At 46.9% G+C, this 24,937-nt stretch carries 12 protein-coding genes; 7 read left to right on the plus strand and 5 right to left on the minus strand.

Annotated features, from left to right (window positions below; all coding sequences use genetic code 11):
• Window positions 1-149: 149 nt before the first annotated feature.
• Entirely contained in the window at window positions 150-623 is a 474-nt protein-coding gene (locus CTT30_RS21165) for a low molecular weight protein-tyrosine-phosphatase (RefSeq protein ID WP_239864581.1), read from the minus strand.
• 412 nt (window positions 624-1,035) lie between these two features.
• Between CTT30_RS21165 and CTT30_RS21170 the strand changes: the two genes are divergently transcribed.
• A complete protein-coding gene (locus tag CTT30_RS21170) occupies window positions 1,036-2,364 on the plus strand; it encodes an anaerobic C4-dicarboxylate transporter (RefSeq protein WP_239835507.1) in 1,329 nt (442 codons plus the stop codon).
• Between the two features lie 69 nt (window positions 2,365-2,433).
• Here the strand turns inward: CTT30_RS21170 and CTT30_RS21185 are convergent, their stop codons facing one another.
• A complete protein-coding gene (locus tag CTT30_RS21185; RefSeq protein WP_286037076.1) occupies window positions 2,434-15,690 on the minus strand; it encodes a retention module-containing protein in 13,257 nt (4,418 codons plus the stop codon).
• 461 nt (window positions 15,691-16,151) lie between these two features.
• Window positions 16,152-17,060 carry an aldo/keto reductase gene (locus CTT30_RS21190; protein ID WP_252036913.1) on the minus strand — a complete coding sequence of 303 codons (909 nt, stop codon included), beginning with the start codon at window positions 17,058-17,060 and terminating at the stop codon, window positions 16,152-16,154.
• A gap of 95 nt (window positions 17,061-17,155) precedes the next feature.
• Between CTT30_RS21190 and CTT30_RS21195 the strand changes: the two genes are divergently transcribed.
• Both CTT30_RS21195 and CTT30_RS21200 read left to right on the plus strand, forming a co-directional pair.
• The gene (locus tag CTT30_RS21195; RefSeq protein ID WP_252036914.1) at window positions 17,156-17,554 is read left to right on the plus strand and encodes a helix-turn-helix domain-containing protein; all 399 of its coding nucleotides are present in this window, start codon (window positions 17,156-17,158) and stop codon (window positions 17,552-17,554) included.
• 124 nt (window positions 17,555-17,678) lie between these two features.
• On the plus strand, window positions 17,679-19,742 hold the full coding sequence (locus CTT30_RS21200) for an alpha-amylase (protein ID WP_370689722.1): 2,064 nt from the start codon (window positions 17,679-17,681) through the stop codon (window positions 19,740-19,742).
• A 46-nt stretch (window positions 19,743-19,788) separates the two neighbouring features.
• On the opposite strand, the gene CTT30_RS21205 is transcribed toward CTT30_RS21200, so the two are convergent.
• Both CTT30_RS21205 and aroG read right to left on the minus strand, forming a co-directional pair.
• Window positions 19,789-20,028 (minus strand): hypothetical protein, encoded by a 240-nt coding sequence (locus CTT30_RS21205; protein ID WP_235202584.1) that lies wholly within the window; start codon window positions 20,026-20,028, stop codon window positions 19,789-19,791.
• A 202-nt stretch (window positions 20,029-20,230) separates the two neighbouring features.
• A complete protein-coding gene (gene aroG, locus CTT30_RS21210; protein ID WP_252036916.1) occupies window positions 20,231-21,283 on the minus strand; it encodes a 3-deoxy-7-phosphoheptulonate synthase AroG in 1,053 nt (350 codons plus the stop codon).
• Window positions 21,284-21,590: 307 nt separating this feature from the next.
• On the opposite strand from aroG, the gene CTT30_RS21215 reads away from it, so the two are divergent.
• From CTT30_RS21215 to CTT30_RS21230, 4 genes are read left to right on the plus strand one after another with little or no spacing between them, the layout of a single operon-like run.
• Window positions 21,591-22,310 (plus strand): amino acid ABC transporter ATP-binding protein, encoded by a 720-nt coding sequence (locus CTT30_RS21215; protein WP_252036917.1) that lies wholly within the window; start codon window positions 21,591-21,593, stop codon window positions 22,308-22,310.
• Window positions 22,307-23,104 carry an amino acid ABC transporter permease gene (locus tag CTT30_RS21220; protein ID WP_252036918.1) on the plus strand — a complete coding sequence of 266 codons (798 nt, stop codon included), beginning with the start codon at window positions 22,307-22,309 and terminating at the stop codon, window positions 23,102-23,104. Before CTT30_RS21215 ends, CTT30_RS21220 begins: the two co-directional genes overlap by 4 nt.
• 12 nt (window positions 23,105-23,116) lie before the next feature.
• Window positions 23,117-23,956, plus strand: a complete 840-nt coding sequence (locus CTT30_RS21225; RefSeq protein WP_006960395.1) for a transporter substrate-binding domain-containing protein — start codon at window positions 23,117-23,119, stop codon at window positions 23,954-23,956.
• Window positions 23,957-24,012: 56 nt separating this feature from the next.
• Window positions 24,013-24,927 (plus strand): amino acid ABC transporter permease, encoded by a 915-nt coding sequence (locus CTT30_RS21230; RefSeq protein WP_252036919.1) that lies wholly within the window; start codon window positions 24,013-24,015, stop codon window positions 24,925-24,927.
• The last annotated feature ends 10 nt before the right edge of the window (window positions 24,928-24,937 follow it).

Raw genomic sequence — 24,937 nt, forward strand, 5'->3', positions numbered from 1 at the left:
AATAGCTATCCGACCGAGTCTAAGCTCGGCAAGAAATAAACAAAAATAAATAAAAAATAAGAAGTCAGTCTTTTTGGTAAGAAAGACTCTGTTTCAACGAATAAACACTGCCTCGGAGCGTCTCACTTCTAATACACTTTCAACAAAGCTTACGCTTGTATTGACGTTATAAAATTAAGCACCCCGTCACTGCCTTTCTCAATTAGTTCAAACGCTTTTTGATGACGTGCACGACTACCTTGATAAGGATCAGGGATTTCCTTTTCTTCAATGTCCGAGTAAGAGAGGAACAAAGCCAGCTTACTCCTGTGCTCTCTAGGACATAGGTCATGTAGAGAGGCCAAATTGGCTCTATCTGCCGCTAAGACCATGTCATAATTGGAAAAATCTTCTTCCTTAACCTGAGTTGCCGTCAAACCACTTAGGTTATAACCATGCTGACTCGCCAGCGTTTGAACGTGCCTATCTGGTGAATTCCCGACCTGATCCCGGAGGGTTCCAGCACTAGCAATATCCAGTGCTAGGCCTCGCTGGTCTGCTTTTGTTTTCAGAACAACCTCAGCGAGTGGCGAACGGCAAATATTACCCATACAAACAATAAGGATAGAAGGCATACTTTCCATAATTACTTACCAAATTTATATAGGTTTCGTGCAAACCATAAATCGGCTATAGGGTATCTCATTGGTGTTGGCGAAGTTGTCTCAATTTTGAGTATATAAAATAATTTGCCGAATAAAATTTGAGTAATTATTCAAACAACCATTGAAAGTCATTGCACATTGAATGACTGCAAGCTGGTAAACCTACGCCTTCCGTTTAAAAGATCAACATCCTAAACCCACCGCCCATTTAGGTTCCAATAGTGTGAAACTATTGTTAAGAGTCAGTAAGTTGTATTGATATCTCTGTGAGCAGTATCTTAGAAAGCACTTTCCATTTTTACTCATCCGTATTGTGTGACCACCAACGAAGAAATTTATTCGTTAGCTTCTGACAATGTCTTTATCCACAATATATTTAAGGAATTGCTCTATGTTGTATTTTGAGTTTCTTTTCCTGTTACTTATGCTCTATATCGGCTCTCGCTACGGCGGTATCGGTTTAGGTGTCGTTTCAGGAATTGGTTTGGTGATTGAAGTCTTCATATTTAAGATGCCACCGACATCACCGCCAGTCACCGTCATGCTGATCATTCTCGCCGTTGTCACTTGTGCATCTATCTTAGAAGCGGCTGGAGGACTGAAATATATGCTGCAAGTGGCTGAGCGGCTTCTGCGCAAGAACCCTAAACGCGTCACACTCATTGCTCCATTCGTCACTTACTCCATGACGTTTCTTTTGGGGACAGGTCATGCTGTGTATTCCATCATGCCTATTATCGGCGATGTAGCACTGAAAAATGGTATTCGTCCTGAGCGGCCAATGGCAGCCTCTTCAGTCGCTTCACAGATAGCGATCACTGCGTCACCAATATCTGCTGCAGTAGTCTATTACCTCGCTCAGCTTGCCGATATTCAACACGATATCACTTTAGTTTCTATCTTGATGGTTACGGTACCCGCAACGCTATTTGGCACGCTTTTGATGTCTCTATACAGCCTTAAACGTGGTAAAGAGTTAAGCGAAGATCCTGAGTATCAAGCGAGGCTTAAAGATCCTGAGTGGAAAAAACGTATCGAAAGTACCACTGCAACTTCTCTCGACGAAGTCTTACCGGCATCCGCGCGTAATGCAGTGCTGATCTTCCTTGCCTCGATTATCACTATTGTGATCATCGCGATGGTGCCAGAAATTCGCACCGTCGTTGAAGGGGATAAGCCGATTAAGATGTCGGTCATCATTCAAATGATGATGTTGTGTTTCGGTGGTGTGATCTTATTGGCGACCAAAACTGACCCCCGCGATGTTCCCAACGGCGTGGTATTTAAGTCAGGTATGGTCGCAGCGATTGCCATCTTTGGTATTGCATGGATGTCCGACACTTATTTTCAATATGCCATGCCACAGTTTCGCTCTGGTATCGTTGAAATGGTGACAAACTACCCTTGGACTTTCGCCTTGGCTTTATTCATCGTCTCTGTTGTGGTCAATTCGCAAGCAGCAACAGCTCGTATGATGCTCCCTGTTGGTCTGGGGCTCGGCTTAGATCCTGCCCTATTGATTGGTTTGATGCCTGCCGTTTACGGCTATTTCTTCATCCCGAATTACCCTTCAGATATTGCCACGGTGAACTTTGATACTTCCGGTACAACCAAAATCGGTAAGTGGTATTTCAACCACTCATTTATGTCGGTCGGCTTGATAGGTGTGATTGGTGCATGCTGCCTAGGATACGTGCTAGGTCAGGTTGTTATAGGCTAAGAGTATGAAATAAAACAAAGCGCCCTCAACCTAGCCTGAACGAGGTTGAGGGCGCTTTTCTATCCAGAATTACTGATCGTGGACGATAATATGCTGCTCAAGCAAGGTCGATATAATTTGCGATGAATCCATGCTGTTGAAGTCAATTTGTTGACCTAAATCCTCCACCAGAATGGTTTGCTCGCCATTTCCATTGCCATCAGGGTGCACTTTAAGTTCAATATCATCCCCATCTACTAACTTGGCATCCAAATGGGACAATAAAGTATCCATATCCACATTAGCTTGTTTCAGTTCAGGTAACACTTCACGCAGGTCAATCTGATCTCCTTCAGCGATACTGAAATCGGTAATAGTGTCCGTCGTACCATCATCAATTTCATGCCAAGTAAAGATATCTTCACCAGTACCGCCTGTCAGGATGTCTGAACCTAAACCACCATCAAGAATGTCGTTACCAGCACCACCCAGTAAGGTGTCATCGCCAGCACCACCAATCAAAGTATCATTGCCAGTGCCTCCTTCGATTCGATCGTCACCGGAACCGGTCTGCAACTCGATACCTTCGTCACTTCCCAATAGCTGGTTATCTTGGCTAGAGGAAGAAACATCAATATCGGAGACATCATTGGTCACGTTAAGGTTGATATCAATAGGTGCTGATTCAGCCGAAGAGCTATCCGTTTCAGTCGACACCGCAGTCAATTGAATGGTATGTGACCCTTCTTGAGCACCAACAATAGAGACGCTATCAATATCATCTGCTGGCACGACAACTTTACCGTCCACTGGAACCAGTGTTCCTGACGATGTTTCCACCGTTGATCCAGCAGGAAGCCCCGACAACTCCATAGATAGAACTTCATGCACATCCGTGAGTGCCGCAACGATCCCCAGTAGAGCGATACCATTATTGCTTGCTGTTAGGCTGGCATTAATGTTCTTCACATAATTGTTATCTGGCGTAATCGATAGAGTTGGCGCGTTGGCAACAGGCGTAATCGTGATCGGTTTTTGCGTTGTCTCCGACATCACCATGCCTGAAGGGTTACCTGAATCCGTCGCAGTAATGGTGAGCATCACGCTGTCAGATGGGGCGTGAGTCGCATCAAAGGTTACACCAGTGCCAGCAGATGGAGAATCCAGCAGGGTATTCAGTTCACCAATGGTGCCCGTCAATGTAATTGAACTGCCCGACGACGGAGTTGCTGTGATTGAAGAACCCGTAGGTATGGTTACATTCAGCTGTCCAAAATCGACCGTGAGCGTGACTGTCATAGCATCATCAGCAAATGCGTCAACATAGTCTGCATCACTAACGGAGATTCCACTGATCAACTGACCCGAAGACTCATTGATGATGGTCGTAATGTCGTCCACATCAATCTCAGGCTTATCATTTACCCCTATCACAGACAATGAAACCGTACCTGTATCTTGAAGGAAGTCATTGACCCCGTTCGTTGTACCATTGTCCTCTATGGTATAGCTGATGGACACATCACCATTAAAGTCATCTGCTGCCGTAAACGTCCAAGAAACACCATCAGGGTTAAGAGTCAGTGTACCTTGCTCTGCAGGGACGGAGATGGACTTAACCACCAAATCATCACTATCAATGTCGTTGCTAGCGGCAATCAGTTGCGCAGCGGTAATCTGAATACTGCCTTCTTCAAGAATATCCCCTAGGTCAAGATCACCAGCTTGAGGTTCGTCATTCACTTCAGAGACATGAATAACGAATGACGTTTCGTTGGTGTTTGAGGTATCTGGGTTTACAGCATCCACCGAACCCACATTACCTTGATCGTCGATGTGGGCCGTCACTTTAACGCCATCAGTGTCGATCAAATCATTGCTGTTTTCATCCGGCTTGAATGTGACAAGGTCTTGAGCAAGAGCCGTATTGATGTCAGCAACTTTACCCGTAATTGTCACAGTCTGACCTGAGGCATCCACCAAAACGGTCAGCCCATTGTTAGCTGCTATCGTGGTGTTTTGGAATAGCTCGCCGCTGTCCACATTTAAAGTCAAGGTGTATTCTGCATCAGGCTCATCAAGGCTAGAATCCACATCAGACACCGTGAAGCCTTTAATCGCCACGACAGTATCTTCTGCGGTCTGGATATCAGCAATATTGTTAAACTCTGGGCGGTCATTCACCGCTTCAACATCAACAGCGACATCAAAGACCTGATTCGTTGTCGGGCCAAGATACTCATTGCCATCTGCATCTTTATCCACCGACTGGACGGTAATTTTCAGGCTGTCTTGATTCCAAGTACCTTTGTTGTGATCCCCAGAATTAAACACAATCTTGTCGACTTCCTGAGTATCGACACGTAGCTCCCATTTACCATTACCTAAATTGGTCGCAGGTGTCACCCCATCTGGATAGTAAATCGTCGCACCGTCCGGTACTTGCTCAACAGTAATCAACAATGTCTCTGGCTGATCCTGAGCAGAATCACCCGGTAACAGATCGGTTTTATCAACAATACTCGCGTTGATAGCAATGTCGATGTTCTCACCTTCATTACCTGTCACACGGCTTATTGGGTCAATGTCTACCACATCGCCAACAGGGGTAACATCAATGGTGAATTGCCCTTGATGTGCAGTCGGCTCTTGTAACAGTTGCTCTTGAGTAAACACGGTAATGCCAATATCGGCGGTGCCACTGAAGTGCTCTGCTGGGCGAATAGCAATCGCTGACAGATCAATTTCTGTAACGCTCGGGTCAGTCAATTGAATAACCCATTCACCACCACCACTATTCTTCACTACAAAGTCAGACGAAGTACTGGTTATTATAAAGTCATCAGGCACACCCGTTAATTTGGCTGAAAGGAATTGCTCTGAGCCATCCGTGTCATTCAAGGCGATCGACAATCCAGAACCACCTGAAGTGAGCGAAATGTCGGTATCTTCATCGCCAACCACAACGATATTGTCCGCTGCGGTTGGCATAGTGACAGGATCTAGGACCGGCGTGATATCAATGTCCACGTTCTGCGTGAAGGTGCGCTCACTACTCGTATTGGAAACTTGCGTCGTACCTGTGGTATCAAAAGTGGTTTGGTCGACCACCGTACCTTTCACAGTAAAGGAGATTGAATTACCACTGCTGTCCGTCGGATAATTTTCTTTAGGCACAAAGTACAAACCATCCAATGCCGCCTGAATGACCGCAGGATCGTTAGAATCAACGACAAACACACTGCTGTCTGGCTGAATCGGGTCACCATTTACATCAGCGAAATAACCCAAGCTAGAATCAGGTAACGTGATTTCAACTCTCGTCAGTGTTTCTTGGCCTTGGTGACTATCGTTGCGAACATCTGCCAAATCAATATCAAGATCTAACTTAATAAGATTATCTTCCAGTGCATTAGCGTCCAACTGAGTACCCGTGCCTTTTTCCACTGAAGTCGCGCTCAGGCTTATTTCAGGAGTGACATCGCTGTCGAGAGGCTGACCCTGCTCGCCCGCTCCCGCCGCTATATCAGCTACCGGTGTCACAGCGACAGGGATATTTAGTTCGACGCGATTCTCATCACCTGATGCTTTATCCGTGGTGACAAAGGTAATCGGCAGATTGAAGTCACCTGCATAATCTTCAGGCAGTTCTAATTTTAGGCCATCAGGAATAGAAATACTGCCGTCAGGGTTGATGGTTGCTTCAAACAGATAAAGGTTATTAGCAAAATCGTACTCAGCCCCGATGACCTTAAGACCACTTACTTCTGCCGGAATGTCGCTTGGGTCAATCACAATGGTGAACTGGTCAGCGACACTATCAGCAGTGCTCACATTGCTACCATCGACACCAATTTGGACAACATTGCTTATTTGACTACTAAGGTCAATGTAGTTGTCTTCGACTCCCGTGATAATGGCGTCTGGAGTTGTTATTTGCTCAATCACAGCTGCTTCACTGTTTTGGCCAACAACACTACTTGGGAAAGTCAAATCTATCGTGGTTGATTTTTCACTAACCGAACCACTTTCGTTTTCATCACCTTTATCGTAAACCTGAGCGACAAACTCAACGGTCAAGGTACTGCTCGGTAATCCATTACTATCGGTGTAATTTAGGCCATCAGGCGCAACGATACTGAAGTTTTCTTCGTCAGTGACTGTCCAAGAGCCGTCACCATTATTAACCGCGCCTGTAACAAACAGCTGATCCAAATCATCGCCTGAAATGCCGACAAAACGCACCACCACTTCTTTGACTAGTTCGTCCGAGCTCGGATCAAAGTCTTCAAAGGCAATAACATTCGCATCACCATTCTGATCGTTGATAGTGAAGTCTATACGACCATCATCATCTGTATCGTCAATCGTGGTCACAACAGCATTATTCGATTTGACCTGAAGATCACCATCACTCTCAACAATTGGCCTAACAACAACGGTGAGTGAACCAGTCACTTCTTTCGTGGCAACACTGTCGCCATTATTATCAGCATCATGCTCTTCGATGACCAATTTGGTCTGTAAGTTCATATCAACGCTAGAGTCTTCTGGCGGCTTAACCCGAACGACAGGTTGGCTGGAGTTTTCATCCAGTCCTGTGATCGTCAACGTATTGCTGACGTCATCATACATCGCGGTGCCGCCTGTGTAGTTAGCTACTGGAACGCCATCAATCGTAATCTCAACATCTTCAGGGAAACCTGAAATAGTAATGGATGAGACGAACTCATAATCACGATCATTGGCATCTGGTGCTCTGTCAGGATTCTCTGCATTTTGCAGATTCCAAGGGACGACAATAAAGCTGTCTTCGTTACCTGTAGAAGTCCTGCTGTAAGCATCATCACTCCCACCAGCATCAATCACAGGCACAACTTTAACCAGAATGCTGCCATCCACTTCTCTGATGTGGCCATCGTTCTCCGTAACGATAACTTTCGTCGTGATATTGATGTCTTCGGTCGAATGTTTTGGCGGTTCAACCGTAATACCTGAACTGTATTGCTCTTGAGTAATATTGGCCTGATAAATAGGACCGTTAGCGTCACTACCTGCGTATACCAAATCAATAACACCGCCATTGCTGTCGTACAATTGCACGCCATCGGGGATATCTGAAAGCAGCACAGTGATCGATTCAGAGTTATCATTGACACCATCTTTTTCTTCACCCGATAGGACAGCAAAACTCAACTCAATACTTGAGTTTTCGTTAATAACAACCTGAGCACCTGCATTACCATTGCCGTCTGTATAGCTGTACCAAGTATCAAGTTCAGCACCTGTGATAGGCACATCAGGAACATCGGGAAGATAAGGAATATCAGCAACACCTTTGACAGATACATGGACTGTTTTACCAGCACTCATTTCAGTCACATCGGTGACCTGAGAGCCATCACCAAGTGTTGCGGTATCTTTCACCACACCCGTTGCCTCAAAGGTGAAGTCCTCGTTGGAATGCAGCGGTGGCTGAATCTCGACCTTGTCTAAGTCAGATTGTGCAATCTCATAGTAGCTACCACTACCATCAGTAATCAATGGTAGCGGATCACCGGAACTCACCCAACGCACTTCAAAGCCAGCCAGCGGCTGACCATTTTCGTCAGTAAAATCAGACAGACGAACGTAGAGTACTTCAGACGTATCTCCCGGAGTATCAATATCGGCAGTCGAGTTGAGCGTAATGACTTTGTCGAGTGTCAACGGCTCATGATCCGTGTCAGGATCGACCGTATTTTGACTCGCTGCATTATCCTCAAAAATGGCAATACGATTAACGGAGAAACTACTTTCATCGGCTTGCGGTGTAACATTAAATACCAGCTCTTGCACCACAGATTCTGCGATTTCTTTACCCGAGACAGCATTAGAGTCTTCTTCAGTTAATGCTTTCGCGTCAAACTTAATCGCACCAGAGAAGTTATCCCTCGGATTTAACTGAACACTGTTGATGTCATCAGAGCTTATCAGATACACACCTGACGAAGACTCTGAAATAACGTTTCCTGACGCATCCAGTAACTCAAACTCGCCTTGACCTTGAGTCACCTCAAGACGGTACGTAATCGTCTCTGGATTGCTGGTATCTTGTGTCACTGCACTCAAGTTGAGCGTCTGATGAGCGCCATCTTCTGTTAAGGTGTACTCGTAAGTGCTATTAGCATCATCCCAAGTGGCAATATCGGCGACACTTTCCACTTCAATTCTGAAACTAGAGTTCAACCGATGATCCAATACTCCATCGTTATCAATTTCAAGCTGGTACCTGATTCGGATACCTGACTCATTGGTCGAGTAGTTTCTATCTGGCACAAAATACAGGTTAGTGATTGTGGTGATTTGATCGCCATCGCCATTCACACTCGATGTCTGATCAATCAAAGCTCCATCAATGTAAATTTTGCCTCTGTTGTCTGGCTCAAGTTCGACGTATTGGCTGCCGTCATAGTAATAGAAGGTACCGTGGTGATCTCCCGCCTTGATCGTCATGCCACCGATAGATTCGTTGTTATCCGCATCATACAAATTCGCTTGAAGCAAAATCTGTGTTGGGGAGTCAAGACCCGTAATGTCGCTCTGGTTATCCTGAACGTTAGCAGTATCAAGGGTATTCGGATTATTTGGATCGTAGTCAATCGACGGATCACGCCCCGACTCTTCGAAAGTCGTAACTTTGAGAGCGATTGCTGACGCTTTCCTATCGACGATGGTCAGATCCAATTGCGCCGTTGAGGTATCTTTGTCTCCATCCATCGCAGTCACGTCAATACTAAAATCAAACGTATCACCGTCATGTTCTAGGTTATCGTACGCTTTGAAACGGATGTCACCATTAGAGTTGACTCTCAACTCACCCAGTTCGCGGATATCTCTTGTTCCGCTACCAGTATCGTATTCTTCGTAAACTTTGATCGTTTGATTGCCAGACTGAATATCGACACTATCGACATAGGTACCATTTTCACCGCCAAATTTAATCACCGAAGTACCATCTGTAGTCCCTTCAATCATCGTAATAGCAGCGTCATCAGCCCCTTTATCAGTGGAGGCTTCAAACATATTCACTCTCTTGAAACCACTGCCTTCAACTCTAGAAATCGAGTGGTCAGTCAACAATGGAACATCATCGACGACGGTAATTGGTAGAGTAATCTCAGCGGACTCATCTCCATCAAAATCTGTCGCTTTGATTGTAAAGTCTATTTGGACGCTGTTTTCACCCGCACCGTCTGGATGATCAAGAGGTTTAAGTAATTCAAATTGATAGCTGTTGTCTGATGTGTCAAAAACAATTCTAAATACTGGCTCATGACCATTTTCAGTCATTGCTGTATAAGTGAACGTCGTACCACTGGTTTGGACAGCAGCCCACTCAAGCGCTTCGCCGTCAGCAGACAAGCCATCTAACGTATCATCTGCATTAGTTAACTCATATTCCACAACACTGTCAGCGCCTTCAGCGATAATGAAGTTACCATCAATCGTGGTGTCTTCAGAGCGATCCGAGCCAATACTCGCTAGGTCATCTTCGTCGACAGATGTTTCCCCTGTCGTCCCAGTTAGTACAGGTTGATCATCAATGACTTCAATTGGCAAGCGGACAGCTGGTGAAGTGTCGTTGTCTTTATCGATCGCAACCACATCAAACGGAATGGTCAACGTATCACTGTTTTGTGCATGATCCAGAGCTTTGAATTGGGTGTAAGTATAATCACCGTTGTCAGACAGCACTAAAGTGAAGACCACTTGACCGCCAGCCACACCTTGATAAGTGGTCGCGCCGGTAACGCCATTAACCCCGGAAATCGTAACGGCTTGCCCATTAGACGTTAGACCATTTTGTGTATCAGCTATATTCACCAACTCATAAGCAACAACACCATCAGCCCCTTGTGAGGTGACAAAACTGCCTGTCGCAACGGCGACTACACCAGACGAATCAGAACCTGCTGCCGTGTCATCTTCATCAATGACAAACGTGCTTGATGGATCAATAGATCGAATTGTCGGGCTGTCATCGCCAATCGTCACCGGCAGTGTAATGCGGTCAGTGTCGCCATCGGTATCGGTCGCCACCACCGTAAAATCAAGGCGTTCACTGTCGCTGTTGGCGTCATGGTCAATCGGACCTTTTAGCTCAAAGGTGTAGCTACCATCAGGGCGCAACGTCAGTACAAACACATCGCCATCTACGCTGGAAGCCGTGTACGTGGCCACACCATCGGTATCGATAGATTCAGAGAGCGTCACCGCTTTGCCCTGAGACGTCAGGCCATCAATCGGGTTGCTGGTCAGGTCAAGCTGGTAGCTCACGACCTTATCCGCCCCTTCAAGCGTAGTGAAATCTCCGTCTTTGCTCACGCGTGTTGCGTCTGGGCTAGTGCCACTGGCTAAGTCATTCTCATTGAGGATTAACACCTCGGCCGAGGCGATGTTCGGGCTATCATCGCCAATGGTCACAGGTAGAGTAATGCGGTCAGTGTCGCCATCGGTGTCGGTCGCCACCACCGTGAAATCAAGGCGTTCACTGTCGCTATTAGCGTCATGGTCAATCGGACCTTTCAGCTCAAAGGTGTAGCTGCCATCAGGGCGCAGCGTCAGTACAAACACGTCGCCATCAGTGCTGGAAGCTGTGTACGTGGCCACACCATCGGCATCGATGGACTCAGAGAGCGCCACCGCTTTGCCCTGAGACGTCAGGCCATCAATCGGGTTAGTGGTCAGGTCAAGCTGATAGCTCACGACCTTATCCGCCCCTTCAAGCGTGGTGAAGTCTCCGTCTTTGCTCACGCGTGTCGCGTCTGGGCTGGTGCCACTGGCTAAGTCATTCTCATTGAGGATTAACGCCTCGGCCGAGGCGATGTTCGGGCTATCATCGCCAATCGTCACCGGCAGGGTAATGCGGTCGGTGTCACCATCGGTGTCAGTCGCCACCACGGTGAAATCAAGGCGTTCACTGTCGCTGTTAGCGCCATGGTCAATCGGACCTTTCAGCTCAAAGGTGTAGCTGCCATCAGGGCGCAGCGTCAGTACAAACACGTCGCCATCAGTGCTGGAAGCTGTGTACGTGGCCACACCATCGGCATCGATGGACTCAGAGAGCGCCACCGCTTTGCCCTGAGACGTCAGGCCATCAATCGGGTTAGTGGTCAGGTCAAGCTGATAGCTCACGACCTTATCCGCCCCTTCAAGCGTGGTGAAGTCTCCGTCTTTGCTCACGCGTGTTGCGTCTGGGCTAGTGCCACTGGCTAAGTCATTCTCATTGAGGATTAACGCCTCGGCCGATGCGATGTTCGGGCTATCATCGCCAATGGTCACAGGCAGGGTAATGCGGTCGGTGTCGCCATCGGTATCGGTCGCCACCACCGTGAAATCAAAGCGTTCACTGTCGCTGTTGGCGTCATGGTCAATCGGACCTTTCAGCTCAAAGGTGTAGCTGCCATCAGGGCGCAGCGTCAGTACAAACACGTCGCCATCAGTGCTGGAAGCTGTGTACGTGGCCACACCATCGGCATCGATGGACTCAGAGAGCGCCACCGCTTTGCCCTGAGACGTCAGGCCATCAATCGGGTTAGTGGTCAGGTCAAGCTGATAGCTCACGACCTTATCCGCCCCTTCAAGCGTGGTGAAGTCTCCGTCTTTGCTCACGCGTGTCGCGTCTGGGCTGGTGCCACTGGCTAAGTCATTCTCATTGAGGATTAACGCCTCGGCCGAGGCGATGTTCGGGCTATCATCGCCAATCGTCATAGGCAGCGTAATGCGGTCAGTGTCGCCATCGGTGTCGGTCGCCACCACCGTGAAATCAAGGCGTTCACTGTCGCTATTAGCGCCATGGTCAATCGGACCTTTCAGCTCAAAGGTGTAGCTGCCATCAGGGCGCAGCGTCAGTACAAACACGTCGCCATCAGTGCTGGAAGCCGTGTACGTCGCCACACCATCGGCATCGATGGATTCAGAGAGCGCCACCGCTTTGCCCTGAGACGTCAGGCCATCAATCGGGTTGCTGGTCAGGTCAAGCTGGTAGCTCACGACCTTATCCGCCCCTTCAAGCGTGGTGAAGTCTCCGTCTTTGCTCACGCGTGTCGCGTCTGGGCTAGTGCCACTGGCTAAGTCATTCTCATTGAGGATTAACGCCTCCGCCGAGGCGATGTTCGGGCTATCATCGCCAATCGTCACCGGCAGGGTAATGCGGTCAGTGTCACCATCGGTGTCAGTCGCCACCACGGTGAAATCAAGGCGTTCACTGTCGCTGTTAGCGCCATGGTCAATCGGACCTTTCAGCTCAAAGGTGTAGCTGCCATCAGGGCGTAACGTCAGTACAAACACATCGCCATCCACGCTGGAAGCCGTGTACGTGGCCACACCATTCGCATCAATGGATTCAGAGAGCGTCACCGCTTTGCCCTGAGACGTCAGGCCATCAATCGGGTTGCTGGTCAGGTCAAGCTGGTAGCTCACGACCTTATCCGCCCCTTCAAGCGTGGTGAAATCTCCGTCTTGACTCACACGTGTTGCGTCTGGGCTGGTGCCACTGGCTAAGTCATTCTCATTGAGGATTAACGCCTCGGCCGATGCGATGTTCGGGCTATCATCGCCAATGGTCACAGGCAGGGTAATGCGGTCGGTGTCGCCATCGGTATCGGTCGCCACCACCGTGAAATCAAAGCGTTCACTGTCGCTGTTGGCGTCATGGTCAATCGGACCTTTCAGCTCAAAGGTGTAGCTGCCATCAGGGCGCAACGTCAGCACAAACACATCGCCATCAGTGCTTGAAGCCGTGTAGGTGGCCACACCATTCGCATCGATGGATTCAGAGAGCGTCACCGCTTTGCCCTGAGAAGTCAGGCCATCAATCGGGTTGGTGGTCAGGTCAAGCTCGTAGCTCACGACCTTATCCGCCCCTTCAAGCGTGGTGAAGTCTCCGTCTTTGCTCACGCGTGTCGCGTCCGGGCTAGTGCCACTGGCTAAGTCATTCTCATTGAGGGTCAACGCCTCAGCATGGGTTATCGAAGGAGCATCATCGACAATATTGACAGAAATATTTTGGGCAGCAGTATCACCATCATTATCTTTGGCAATAACCGAGAAATTCAATGTTTGATCATCAGCATTCGCAGCATGATCAATCGGTCCTTTCAACTCAAATGAGTAGGTGCCATCTCCTTTTATCGTCAGGACAAATACATCCTGAGCAGACGTCGAAGCGGTATAGGTATAAGTATTTGTTGCGCTGTCATAGATTTCACTGAGTGATACCGCCAAGCCATCAGACTTCAAACCCGCTACTGGATTAGAGTTCGTATCGAGTCGGTATTCAACTACCGTATCTGCACCTTCAGTTACAGTAAACTGACCGTTTGCCGTCAAAGAAGCTGCGTCTGGTGAGGAACCTGAAGCGAGATCATCTTCGTCAAGAGACAAAGCATCAGCACCGCTAATCGTCGGTGCATCGTCTTTCACTTGGATGAGAATCTTGCCTGCTTCCTCGGAACCCGTACCGCCCGCTAATTCAGAACGGTCACCATCCGCATCAACCGCGTAAACTGGGAGTTCAATCGTCAATGACTCATCATTCGCACCTAAATGATCAAGCTGTTCAAACAACGTGAACTCATAATCACCTTGCGCAGGTGAATCCACCTTAATTTCGAACACTGTGACACGGCTGCCGTTGAGATCAATCACACCTTCATACGTTCGAACACCGTTCTCATTAGCCGTTAGCTCAAGGGTGACCTGCTGCCCCTGTGAAGTCAGTGAGCCGTCAGTATTAAATTCGCTTGGTTCCAGCTCAAAGTGATCGATGATATCACTGCCTGCGGTGGCTGTAATAGAACCACTACCCGAGACTGCTACTGTGCCGACTTGCGAACCACCAACTACACCTGATTCATCAAGGCTCAACCCATCAACATTGGTAATAACAGGGTTGTCGCCGTCAGTAATCTCAATATTAATGTCATTAGTTACCGTATCCTGATCGTAATCTACGATAGTGGTAGGCAGCGAAAGAGAAATCGTATCAGAGCCATTGTGTTCCAGAGGTTTAAACTGCTGGTACTCATACTGCCCTTGCGTATCAACGCTAACCGTCAGTACGGTATCTCCTGAACCATCAGCCGTTAATGTTATTGTTGTCCCGTCATCTGACAGCGTTGCCGTCGTGGTTTGATTGTCACTGAGTAAGCCATCAAATTGCTGAAGTGCAGAACTGTCAAACGTTACTGAGGCCAGTGCATCACTGCCAATTGCAGCGAGTTCACCTTGGATTAACGTTGAACCAGATTCGACGTTCTGAACATTCGTCGCTTGAGGTGTTGGATTAACGCCATCGCCAATTGAAACCTGAGCATCGATGGGAGCTCGAATAGCGTTACCACCTGAATCAGCACCTGTGATATCAAAGCTGACTGAAATCTGATCATCGCTGATTGCGACTTGTCCACCACCAACAGAGTCTACGTGATCAATAGGCTGGCTTACTGTTGTGGTCAGCTCTAGGCTGACATCTTTGCCGACCAAAGTCGTATCAATATCAATGCGCAACACTTCACCTTGAGCGTTGACACCAATAATAGCGTTTTCGGCCGAATCATAAGTAAACGTAACGGCTTCACCTGAAGATGTGATATCAGAATTGAGTTCAGCCAATAAACTAGCGAGTGAAGCAGGTTCAGGGACAAAACTATCAGCATCTAAGGGAAGGTCACCGGCAAAAATAGTCACTGTTGCTGTTTCTGACTGGGGGTAAGTACCTGCTGATAGAGAGCCCTCAACAAGCGCTTCTGAAATGCTTTCACCACCAGCAGCAAATACTAACGTTCTTCGCTCATCTTCTGTCTCTTCTGCATCGTCCTGTGCTTGCGCAGATGTTTCGAAGAAAGTGCTTGCTAACACTTCGGTGCCATTGTATTCGATGGTCACAAAACCACCGTTCGCAGAGCCTGCACCGCCTGCGCCTGCTGCTGTAGCCTCTAGGATTTGAGTCGGGTCAGCACCATCTAAAATAGCACCTTGAATTGCCGCAATGTCATCTTCACTTAATGCGCCTTCACCAAGCTGGGCAAGATCAAACTCAACATCGCCGTTCACTTGCGCAGAATGCCAAGCATTACCATCAACACTCTCTAATCCTAAGGAAATGCTATTTTCATCAACAATTGAAGGAATACCACCAGCACTCAACACCACGGAGGCATTACGAGCAGTGATCATGATTTCATTCGACTGGATAGTCTCGCCTTGAATGACTTTTCTCGCGGTGCCATCAGGCTTAACAGCGATAACGTCCCCGCTCACTTCTTCTACGATACGAGCCTGGCGTACAATTTCGACTTCCATACTTATCCCCTCAATCTGACCAAATCAGTCAACAGCAATTAAGAAATTTAATAATATTCAACAAGCGTATTGGCGACAAAAATATCAAAATTTGTACGTGATTCCAGTGCTTATTTCCATAATATGACCGTTGCTCGTTATTAGAGTAAGTATAGACAGGTTAATTGACTTCGTTGCATTAACTAAGATCATGATATTAAACAGTTAACTCATTAGTTAAAACACCAATCTCACATGTGAGAATAACCACTAAAAACTTAGGTTATTAGTGAGTCAAGGCCATGAAAAATGTTTCGTAAGTGAAAAGTAGTGACGAATAGACTGATAAGAAATATAAAAATCCGATATTAGTTTCCTAATATCGGATTTGTCAGGCCTTTAAGAAGCGGACACTCAGCTCTCGATGTTCTTAATTGATTACATGACAGCTAAGTCGACACTTTCTCATGTAAAATCGCAGTCTATGGCACACCATGACCTTTAGAGGCGACCCAAACTCGATACCATTGCTCACGAGTGAGTTCAATGTCCATAGCTTCAACAGCGCTTTTCACGCGTTCAATTTTTCCTGAACCAATAATAGGCAGAGGTCGTGATGGCAGTCTATTTACCCATGCGTAGATGACTTGATCAATACTCTGCGCACCTACTTCACATCGAATTGCTTCTAGCTCATCACGCACACGTTGTGCCTGCTCGGTTGCACCAGTAAAGATGCTTCCACCGCCGAGACAAGACCACGCCATTGGTCGCACGCGCTTCATTTGAAGCTGATCTAACGTACCATCATGGGCAACCTCAAAATTCAATGGATTGATTTCAACCTGGTTAGTAACCAGCGGTTTGGCCACACGAGATTGTAGAAGATCAAACTGACTTGGCGTAAAGTTAGACACGCCAAAGTGCTTCACTTTGCCCACTTTGTGTAATTCATTAAACGCATCAGCCACTTCATCCGCATCCATCAGTACATCAGGTCTATGGATAAGCAAGACATCAATTTGCTCGATGTTCAGACGTGCAAGCGAATTGTTCACAGATTCATAAATATGCCCCGCACTGGTGTCATAGTGGTTCACCTTGCGCTGAGGAAATTTGTCATTACAGGTCTTAATATCGCACTTAGTAACGATCTCTATCTCATCACGGACGGCAGGATCCAACTTTAACGCTTCACCAAACAGCGCTTCACATTCATAATTGCCGTAGATATCAGCATGGTCGACTGTTGTAACACCTAGCTCAATATGCTGCTTGAGAAACGACAATCTTTGCTGAGGCGTCATACCCCATTCAGCAAGGCGCCAGTAACCCTGAACCAGTTGAGAAAACTCTGGGCCTTGCGGCGCAATTGTGACTTTAAACACCATCACTTACCTCCTAATAAAAACTGCCTTTACAGTATTCTTGTTTAATTCAATGCTCAACGTATACTGACAACAAATTCGAACCAGAGTACGAAAAATTGAGTTTCTCCGAACGGCTAAAACAATTGATTGGTGAGGAGTCGGTTTCTGGTTTTGCTCGCCGAGTAGAACTTTCAGAAGCCCTGATTCGCAAATACCTCAACGGGAGTGAACCGAGTTTGTCGAAAGCTAATCAGATAGCCATGAAAGCCAACTGTTCACTGGAATGGCTGGCCACTGGCTGCGGATATCTATATAGACAAGCTGAAGTGGTCGACATGGACGCCTATATAATGGCCTATCGACACGTCCATGGCTTTGAGCCAAAAGACCACGAACAACACCGCCATGTCATTGCAGGCTATCAATATCTACGAGGTCACAAGAAAGCTGATGGCTACCTTGATGAATCTGCCATGGCGCAATTTTTAAATCGCCAGATAAAGACACAACGCTAAAACTACCATTCGAAGAACGCAAAGGATGACTGCTGTGATTTTGAGCAAACTTTAGGGCGTAGATTGGGGGAATGATGTCAGCTTGAGGGAATCGGTTTAGCCTTGATGAAAAAACAATCAAGGAATGAACGTGAAGCCAACACATATATCTCTTGCTGTGCTGACTGCCTTAATCAGTTCAGCAACTATAGCCGCGCCGACTCTCACCATTTCAACCACCACCACAAGTCGGGATTTCCCTTTAAGCGCATCGGATCCATTGATCCTGCCACTCAAAAAAGAAACTTATCAAGTTAATATATCTGGGATTGATGGTACATGCCCATCAGTAGCAGAACAGAAAGTTAAGTTTCGTAAGCCACTGAGCCTCAATTGCAGCAGCGACACTGAATTATCGGTCAAAATTCGCTTCAGTGGTGATTACTCATTTGCCTACGATGATACTCAACACACAATAACAATCGCTCGGGAAGCCAAGAAAGTCGCAGCCAAGAAGTTTACCCGCCCTATCCCTGATGTCGTTTGCGAGCAATACAAAGGGGGAGAAGTGACACTTTCTTTAGGTGACACCTTCAATGATGGTACTCAGCTCAGAGAGGCATTGTCAAATCAACTCGTTACCGTGCAAAACAACCAAGTAAGATTAACCCCCTCCCCGAACAGTGGTGGACTTGTTCTACTTGAACAGGCCGACGCCAGCGCCTCCTCTGCGCAATTCGACTATCGAAACGCCAATATCTATTTCGCCATGGTGGATCGATTCAACAACGGAGATACATCCAATGACCACAGCTATGGCCGAAAGAAAGATGGCAAACAAGAGATAGGCACCTTTCATGGAGGGGATCTTAAAGGACTAACCGAAAAGCTCGATTATATTCAAAGCCTTGGCACTGACGTGATCTGGCTTTCTCCTATCGTAGAGCAAGTCCACGGCTTTGTCGGTGGTGGAGAGAAAGGCAGTTTTCCATTCTATAGCTACCACGGTTACTGGACTCGTGATTTCACTAAAATTGACCAAAACTTTGGTAATGAAGAAGATCTAAAGCAGCTGGTCACAGAAGCGCACAAACGCGGTATGCGTATCTTCCTTGACGCCGTGGTCAATCATTCAGGTTACTCAACACTGGCAGACTTACAGTTCGACAATATAAACGTTGTTAACACCGAAAATATGCCCGATAAATGGCAAGACTGGGAACCCAAATCAGGGCAGAACTGGCATAGCTTTAATGATTCCGTTGATTATACGAGTTCTAACTGGCATCAGTGGTGGGGTAAAGACTGGGTTCGTGCAGGTCTGCCAGGCTACAGCAAACCCGGCTCAAGCGACATCACAATGACACTGGCCGGCTTACCTGATTTTTTGACCGAGTCTGAGCAGCACGTAACGCCACCAGAATGGTTACTCAACAATCCAGGAACCCGCGTTCAAATACGCGAAAGCTACACTGTATCCGACTATCTCATCGAGTGGCAAACCGACTGGGTCAAACGATTTGGTATTGATGGTTTTCGAGTTGATACCGTTAAACACGTTGAAGGAGAGGTGTGGAAACGGTTGAAAAGCGAGGCAACAAAGAGCCTTGAGCAATGGCGTGCCAATAATAATCAGATCGGACAACCTTTCTGGATGATGGGTGAAGTCTGGGGTCATTCTGCTTACCGCTCTCCTTATGCTGACCAAGGTTTCGATGCGCTAATCAACTTTGATATGCAGAAGAAGCTCGACAAAGGTGCCGCTTGTCTGAGCCAAATGCAGGAGACCTATCAAAACTACGCCGATTCAATGCAAGAAACGCCAGATTTTACCCCTGTCAGCTACATGTCTTCACACGACACAGAACTGTTTTTCAGTCGTTTCAACTCGTTTGAGATGCAGCGTAACGCCGCCAACGCTTTATTACTTAGCCCCGGCGCTGTTCAGGTTTACTACGGTGATGAAGTGGGAAGAGATTTAGGCCCCTATGCTGATGACTTCCATCAGGGCACTCGCTCAGACATGCTGTGGGAGCTAAGCAAAGAGCGCCAACAACTTCTCAAGCACTGGCAAACGTTAGGCCAGTTCCGTCAATCCCACCCAGCAATAGGAGCTGGTGTACACAAAGAAATTGGCAACAATTCAGCCTATGTTTTCTCTCGGAGTTTGGAAGGCGACACGGTTGTTGTAGGTTTCGTTGGTAAATAAATACACAAGGGCTCTCTGCCGAGAGCCCTTGTTCAAATTAGTCAGATTAAGGTTCGTAGTTTGGATTCATTAATGAATACCGGTATTGCTGATCTTTCTGTCCTTCCGCTGCAATATAAAGTAAGAACAGTCCTGTATGACCGATGCCACATTTGAGATCGCAAGGGACCTCATAATCTAGCTTCAAAGCTGGTGGAGGCGATGTACTATCGACCTTTACATCAATCGGGTCTTGGTTCATCTCATTGCGCGAGTCATCGTACTTGGGCAGAGTGTAAATAAACAAATCACTCTCGTTTTGGGCCGCGTGAGTCCATGGGGATAAAGCCAAGCATAGTATGACAGTCCAGATAATCTTTGACGTTCGCTTCATGAATCATTGGGGTCGATAAGTTTGATTTCCATAATATATTAAACAGTGTTCAATTAAACCCCTAAAACGAAAAAAGCTCCCGACTTGGGAGCTTTTCTTACAAATAAGAGAGAGGTTATTTGTTACGACGAGCTTCTACAGCATCGGCTAACTGACGAAGAACCTTTTCAGTATCTTCCCAACCAATACACGCATCAGTGATAGACTGACCGTAAGTTGGAGCTTGACCATCAACAAGATCTTGACGACCTTCAACAAGATGCGACTCAATCATTACACCGAAAATAGCATCTTCACCTGCAGAAATTTGACCCGCTACATCTTCCGAAACCAACATCTGGCGCTGGTACTGCTTTGAGCTGTTAGCATGGCTAAAGTCGATCATCACCTTCTTAGGCAGACCTGACGCTTCAAGTTCAGATTTAATAGCACCAACATGCTCAGCACTGTAGTTAGGCTCTTTACCACCACGTAGGATGATGTGGCAGTCTGGGTTACCTGCAGTCTCAACGATTGCTGAGTGACCGTACTTAGTGACTGACAAGAAGTGGTGAGAAGCACTCGCACTGCGGATTGCATCTGATGCAATTTTGATGTTGCCATCAGTGCCGTTTTTGAAGCCGACTGGGCAAGAGATACCAGAAGCCAGTTCACGGTGTACCTGAGACTCAGTAGTACGTGCGCCGATAGCACCCCAGCTGATTAAGTCTGCAACGTACTGCGGAGTGATCATATCAAGGAATTCACTTGCCGTTGGTAGGCCAAGATCAGTTAGATCCAGCAGCAACTTACGACCCATGCGCAGACCGTCGTTGATCTTAAACGTGTCGTTCAGGTACGGGTCGTTAATCAGACCTTTCCAACCCACAGTTGTACGTGGCTTCTCAAAGTAAACTCGCATCACGACTTCTAGGCGGTCACCCAGCTCATCACGCAATACTTTCAAACGCTTACCGTATTCGATTGCTGCTTCAGGATCGTGAATAGAACAAGGACCAACGATAACCAGCAGACGGTCATCATCGCCATTTAAAATCTTAGAGATTGCTTCACGAGAGCGAAAAGTCGTTGAAGACGCAGTTTCAGTCGCCGGAAACTTCTCTAAAACAGCCACTGGCGGTAATAATTCTTTTACTTTGCTAATTCGTACATCATCAGTCTGGAACATTGCTTACGTCTTCCTATTTCTCTTGGCTTGAACACCGCACCAAAAATTAGTGGTGCATAAATGCTCTATTTTGTTTTTCATCTTCCCTGTAACTTATCTATCAAAAACGATGCTTGCAACCACTTTTTAAACCAAAAGGCAATATTTCTTCTATTTTTACATTTTACACCGTATGTAAAATTTAAATTACATACGATAAAGAGTGAGCAATATCAGGCTTTAAAGCTCTATTTTAATCACATGAGATGCAATATCTTCTTGATATTGTTAAGGTAGAAATACAAATAAATGCATATAAAGAATCGGCATGAGCGCCATCGATTTTACGCACGTCAGCAAGTGGTACGGCCAATTTCAGGCACTGAAGAATATTAGCCTCTCAGTACAAAAAGGAGAGAGGTTAGTCATTTGTGGCCCCTCTGGTTCTGGAAAATCGACCTTAATTCGTACCGTCAACGGGTTGGAAACCATCTCAAAAGGCAATATTCAGGTACTCGGCCAGCCTTTGTCTTCTGTATCACCGGGAAAAGTCGGTATGGTTTTTCAGCATTTTAATCTTTTTCCTCACTTAACCGTATTAGAGAACCTGACGCTGGCACCGATGCGCACATTGAAGCAGTCGAAACAACAAGCTATCGATACAGCCATGCACTTTCTAGATCGCGTCAACATCACGGAACAGGCAAACAAATATCCCGTTCAATTGTCTGGCGGACAGCAGCAGCGTGTCGCGATTGCACGCTCTTTGTGTATGAAGCCCGAGATTTTGTTGTTTGACGAGCCAACCTCCGCTTTAGATCCAGAGACCATCAAAGAAGTTTTGGAAGTCATGACAGATTTAGCCACAGACGGCATGACAATGATATGCGTAACACATGAAATGGGCTTCGCCCGAAAGGTGGCCGATAGAGTGATATTTATGGATCAAGGAGAAATACTCGAAATGGCTACTCCTGAGCAATTATTTAGTGCGCCGCAACACCCTAGAACACAACAGTTTCTGGAGCAAATCCTGAGCCACCAATGATTAGCCGAATTTTAAAGCCCGTTTTGTCCGCCTTCGCTCAAATCCTAATACTAGGTTTAGGGCTGTGGTGGCTGCTGGATTCGGGTGCGAAAGCAATAGATTACCAGTGGCAATGGCACCGAGTACCTGACTATATCGCCTTCTATGAAGATGGTGAGTGGTGGCCTGCTGAACTGCTCGAAGGCTTGTGGGTCACTATCAAGATATCGGCCTGGAGCCTATTGTTTACTCTGCTGATTGGAATGCTGACGGCTTTACTCAAGCTTTCTCAGTCAGTTGTAGGTCGAACCATCGCAAATACTTATATTGAGATGATTCGCAATACGCCACTTCTGGTTCAGATATACCTTTTGTATTTCGTCTTTGGGCCTGTGATCGGCCTTGATAGATTCGCGACTGCGATTCTGGCGCTCTCACTTTTCCAGGGTGCCTACACCGCTGAGATTTTTCGTGGAGGCCTAAACAGCATCCCTAAAGGTCAGTTTGAGGCTGCTCGCTCCCTTGGGCTAAGCCCTTTCTCTACCTACTACGACGTTATCTTCCCGCAGTTACTGCAAAGAACGTTACCGCCTTTGACCAATGAAGTGGTTTCTCTGGTTAAGAATTCATCAATTGTCAGCGTAATGGCCATATTCGACCTGACGACAGAAGGAAGAAACATTGTTTCGGAAACCGCTATGCCATTTGAAATTTGGTTTAGCGTGGCAGCGATATATCTTTTGCTCACACTGTCACTCTCGGGAATCTCCGCTTGGCTAGAACACAAACTTGGCGCCCAATGGCGTGCTCAATAATAAGGAAATCAAATGAAACACTTAGGACAAAAGATTCGTTCGTTGAGAGCTTTCAAGCAAGCGATTACCGCTTTGCTTGGGCTAGCAGTAGCGCTACCAACGCTTGCCAGTGAAACCCCAAATTTGGATAAGATTAACGAGCGCGGTACCTTACGCGTCGGAATGTCGACCTTTGTCCCATGGGCAATGCGCGACAAGCAAGGAGATTTAATCGGTTTCGAAATCGATGTGGCTGAACGCCTTGCCGCGGACTCTGGCTGGAAAGTTGAATTTGTACCCACCGCTTGGGATGGCATTATTCCAGCACTGCTGGCGAAAAAATTTGATGTCATTATTGGCGGCATGAGCGTGACTCCCGAACGCTCTAAGAGTGTCTTATTTACCACTCCTTATTCACACTCTGGTGTTCAGGTGGCAGCCAATAAAGAACTGGCTTCAGGCTTTTCTGAAATGAGCGATTTCAATTCTCGACGCGTTAAAATCGCTGCGCGACGTGGCGCATTCACGGTGCAAGTCGCTCGAGAAGCTTTTCCAAAAGCTAAAATTCTTCAGTTCGACGATGATGCTCAAGCATTTCAGGAAGTCCTCAATGGTAACGCTCACGCTGTGATTGCTTCTAGCCCTAAACCTGAACATGAAGCTGTGAAGAATGCCGACAAACTGTTTATCCCGTTTAATGAGCGCCTGTCTAAGGGCAACGAGGCTTTCGCCGTTCGTCTTGGTGAAAGCGACAAACAAGCCTTCTTCGACCAGTGGATACAAGCCCGTACCGAGGATGGCTGGCTTGAGCAAAGATACGAGTACTGGTTCGCGACGCTCGACTGGCAGCAGCAAGTTGCAACGGGCCAATAACCACGTTTCTTAAACCCAGAATGATTGATGAGACATAAAGATTAGCAGGACGTTAGGTGAATAAATCGAATTTACTGACCGCCAGTCAGGACAGAAAACCCAGCTGGAACTTCAATAAACTTGATGTAGTTTTATTGCTTGTTTTAGCTGGATTTGGGTTCTGGCTTTACCAACGTGCTTCTATCGGAGTGAATTACACTTGGCGATGGAGCGAAGCATTAACGCTGATCTTTACTTCACGCTCTGATGGGTCGTTGCCCTACTTCATTCAGGGTGTGATCTCGACATTACGGCTCAGTGTTTGGGGAATGCTACTGGCACTAACCCTGGGAACACTCATTGGTGTAGCTAGGCATTCTTCCATTTACGTATTTCGTTCACTGGCTAATGTGCATATCCAGTTAATCCGAAATATTCCCCCGCTGGTCTTTGTGTTTATCTTCTACTTTTTTATCTCAAATCAGCTCATTCCCGCTATCGGGTTGGAAGGAGTTCTAAGGGAGTACTCCGGAGAGGCGAATGCGTTGCAGTCGATGTTGTTCGGGCCTAAGTCCCTATGGGAAAATCTACTGTCTGGCGTACTTTGTGTCGGGATCCTTTCCTCTGCTTATGTTGCTGAAATAGTACGTTCAGGTTTGGCTGGCATAGCAAAAGGACAATGGGAAGCCGCGGACGCATTAGGGCTGTCCACTTGGGCTAAGTACCGTTTGGTAATCGCCCCACAGGTATTAGCCGCAATTACTCCTGCACTTGCCGGACAAGCCATCTCACTGGTCAAAGATACCTCGATTGTGTCACTGATTTCAATTCAGGAAATGACTTTCGTTGGCACAGAGATGGCAAATTCCTCCGGCCTTATCTTTGAAATTTGGCTAATTGTAGGCGCCACTTACCTGATATTTTGCCTGACGCTTTCCGCCTTGTTTAAAAGGCTTGAGCGTCATTCATTAAAACATCAAGCAAATGGCTAGACAGGTACTT

The organism is Vibrio coralliilyticus (genome assembly GCF_024449095.1).
Classification (GTDB): domain Bacteria; phylum Pseudomonadota; class Gammaproteobacteria; order Enterobacterales; family Vibrionaceae; genus Vibrio; species Vibrio coralliilyticus_A.

Coding starts and splice junctions, on each gene's coding strand:
- CTT30_RS21165 (WP_239864581.1), bottom strand. CDS start 623: ATGGAAAGTATGCCTTCTATCCTTATTGTTTGTATGGGTAATATTTGC.
- CTT30_RS21170 (WP_239835507.1), top strand. CDS start 1,036: ATGTTGTATTTTGAGTTTCTTTTCCTGTTACTTATGCTCTATATCGGC.
- CTT30_RS21185 (WP_286037076.1), bottom strand. CDS start 15,690: ATGGAAGTCGAAATTGTACGCCAGGCTCGTATCGTAGAAGAAGTGAGC.
- CTT30_RS21190 (WP_252036913.1), bottom strand. CDS start 17,060: ATGGTGTTTAAAGTCACAATTGCGCCGCAAGGCCCAGAGTTTTCTCAA.
- CTT30_RS21200 (WP_370689722.1), top strand. CDS start 17,679: ATGAACGTGAAGCCAACACATATATCTCTTGCTGTGCTGACTGCCTTA.
- aroG (WP_252036916.1), bottom strand. CDS start 21,283: ATGTTCCAGACTGATGATGTACGAATTAGCAAAGTAAAAGAATTATTA.
- CTT30_RS21215 (WP_252036917.1), top strand. CDS start 21,591: ATGAGCGCCATCGATTTTACGCACGTCAGCAAGTGGTACGGCCAATTT.
- CTT30_RS21220 (WP_252036918.1), top strand. CDS start 22,307: ATGATTAGCCGAATTTTAAAGCCCGTTTTGTCCGCCTTCGCTCAAATC.
- CTT30_RS21225 (WP_006960395.1), top strand. CDS start 23,117: ATGAAACACTTAGGACAAAAGATTCGTTCGTTGAGAGCTTTCAAGCAA.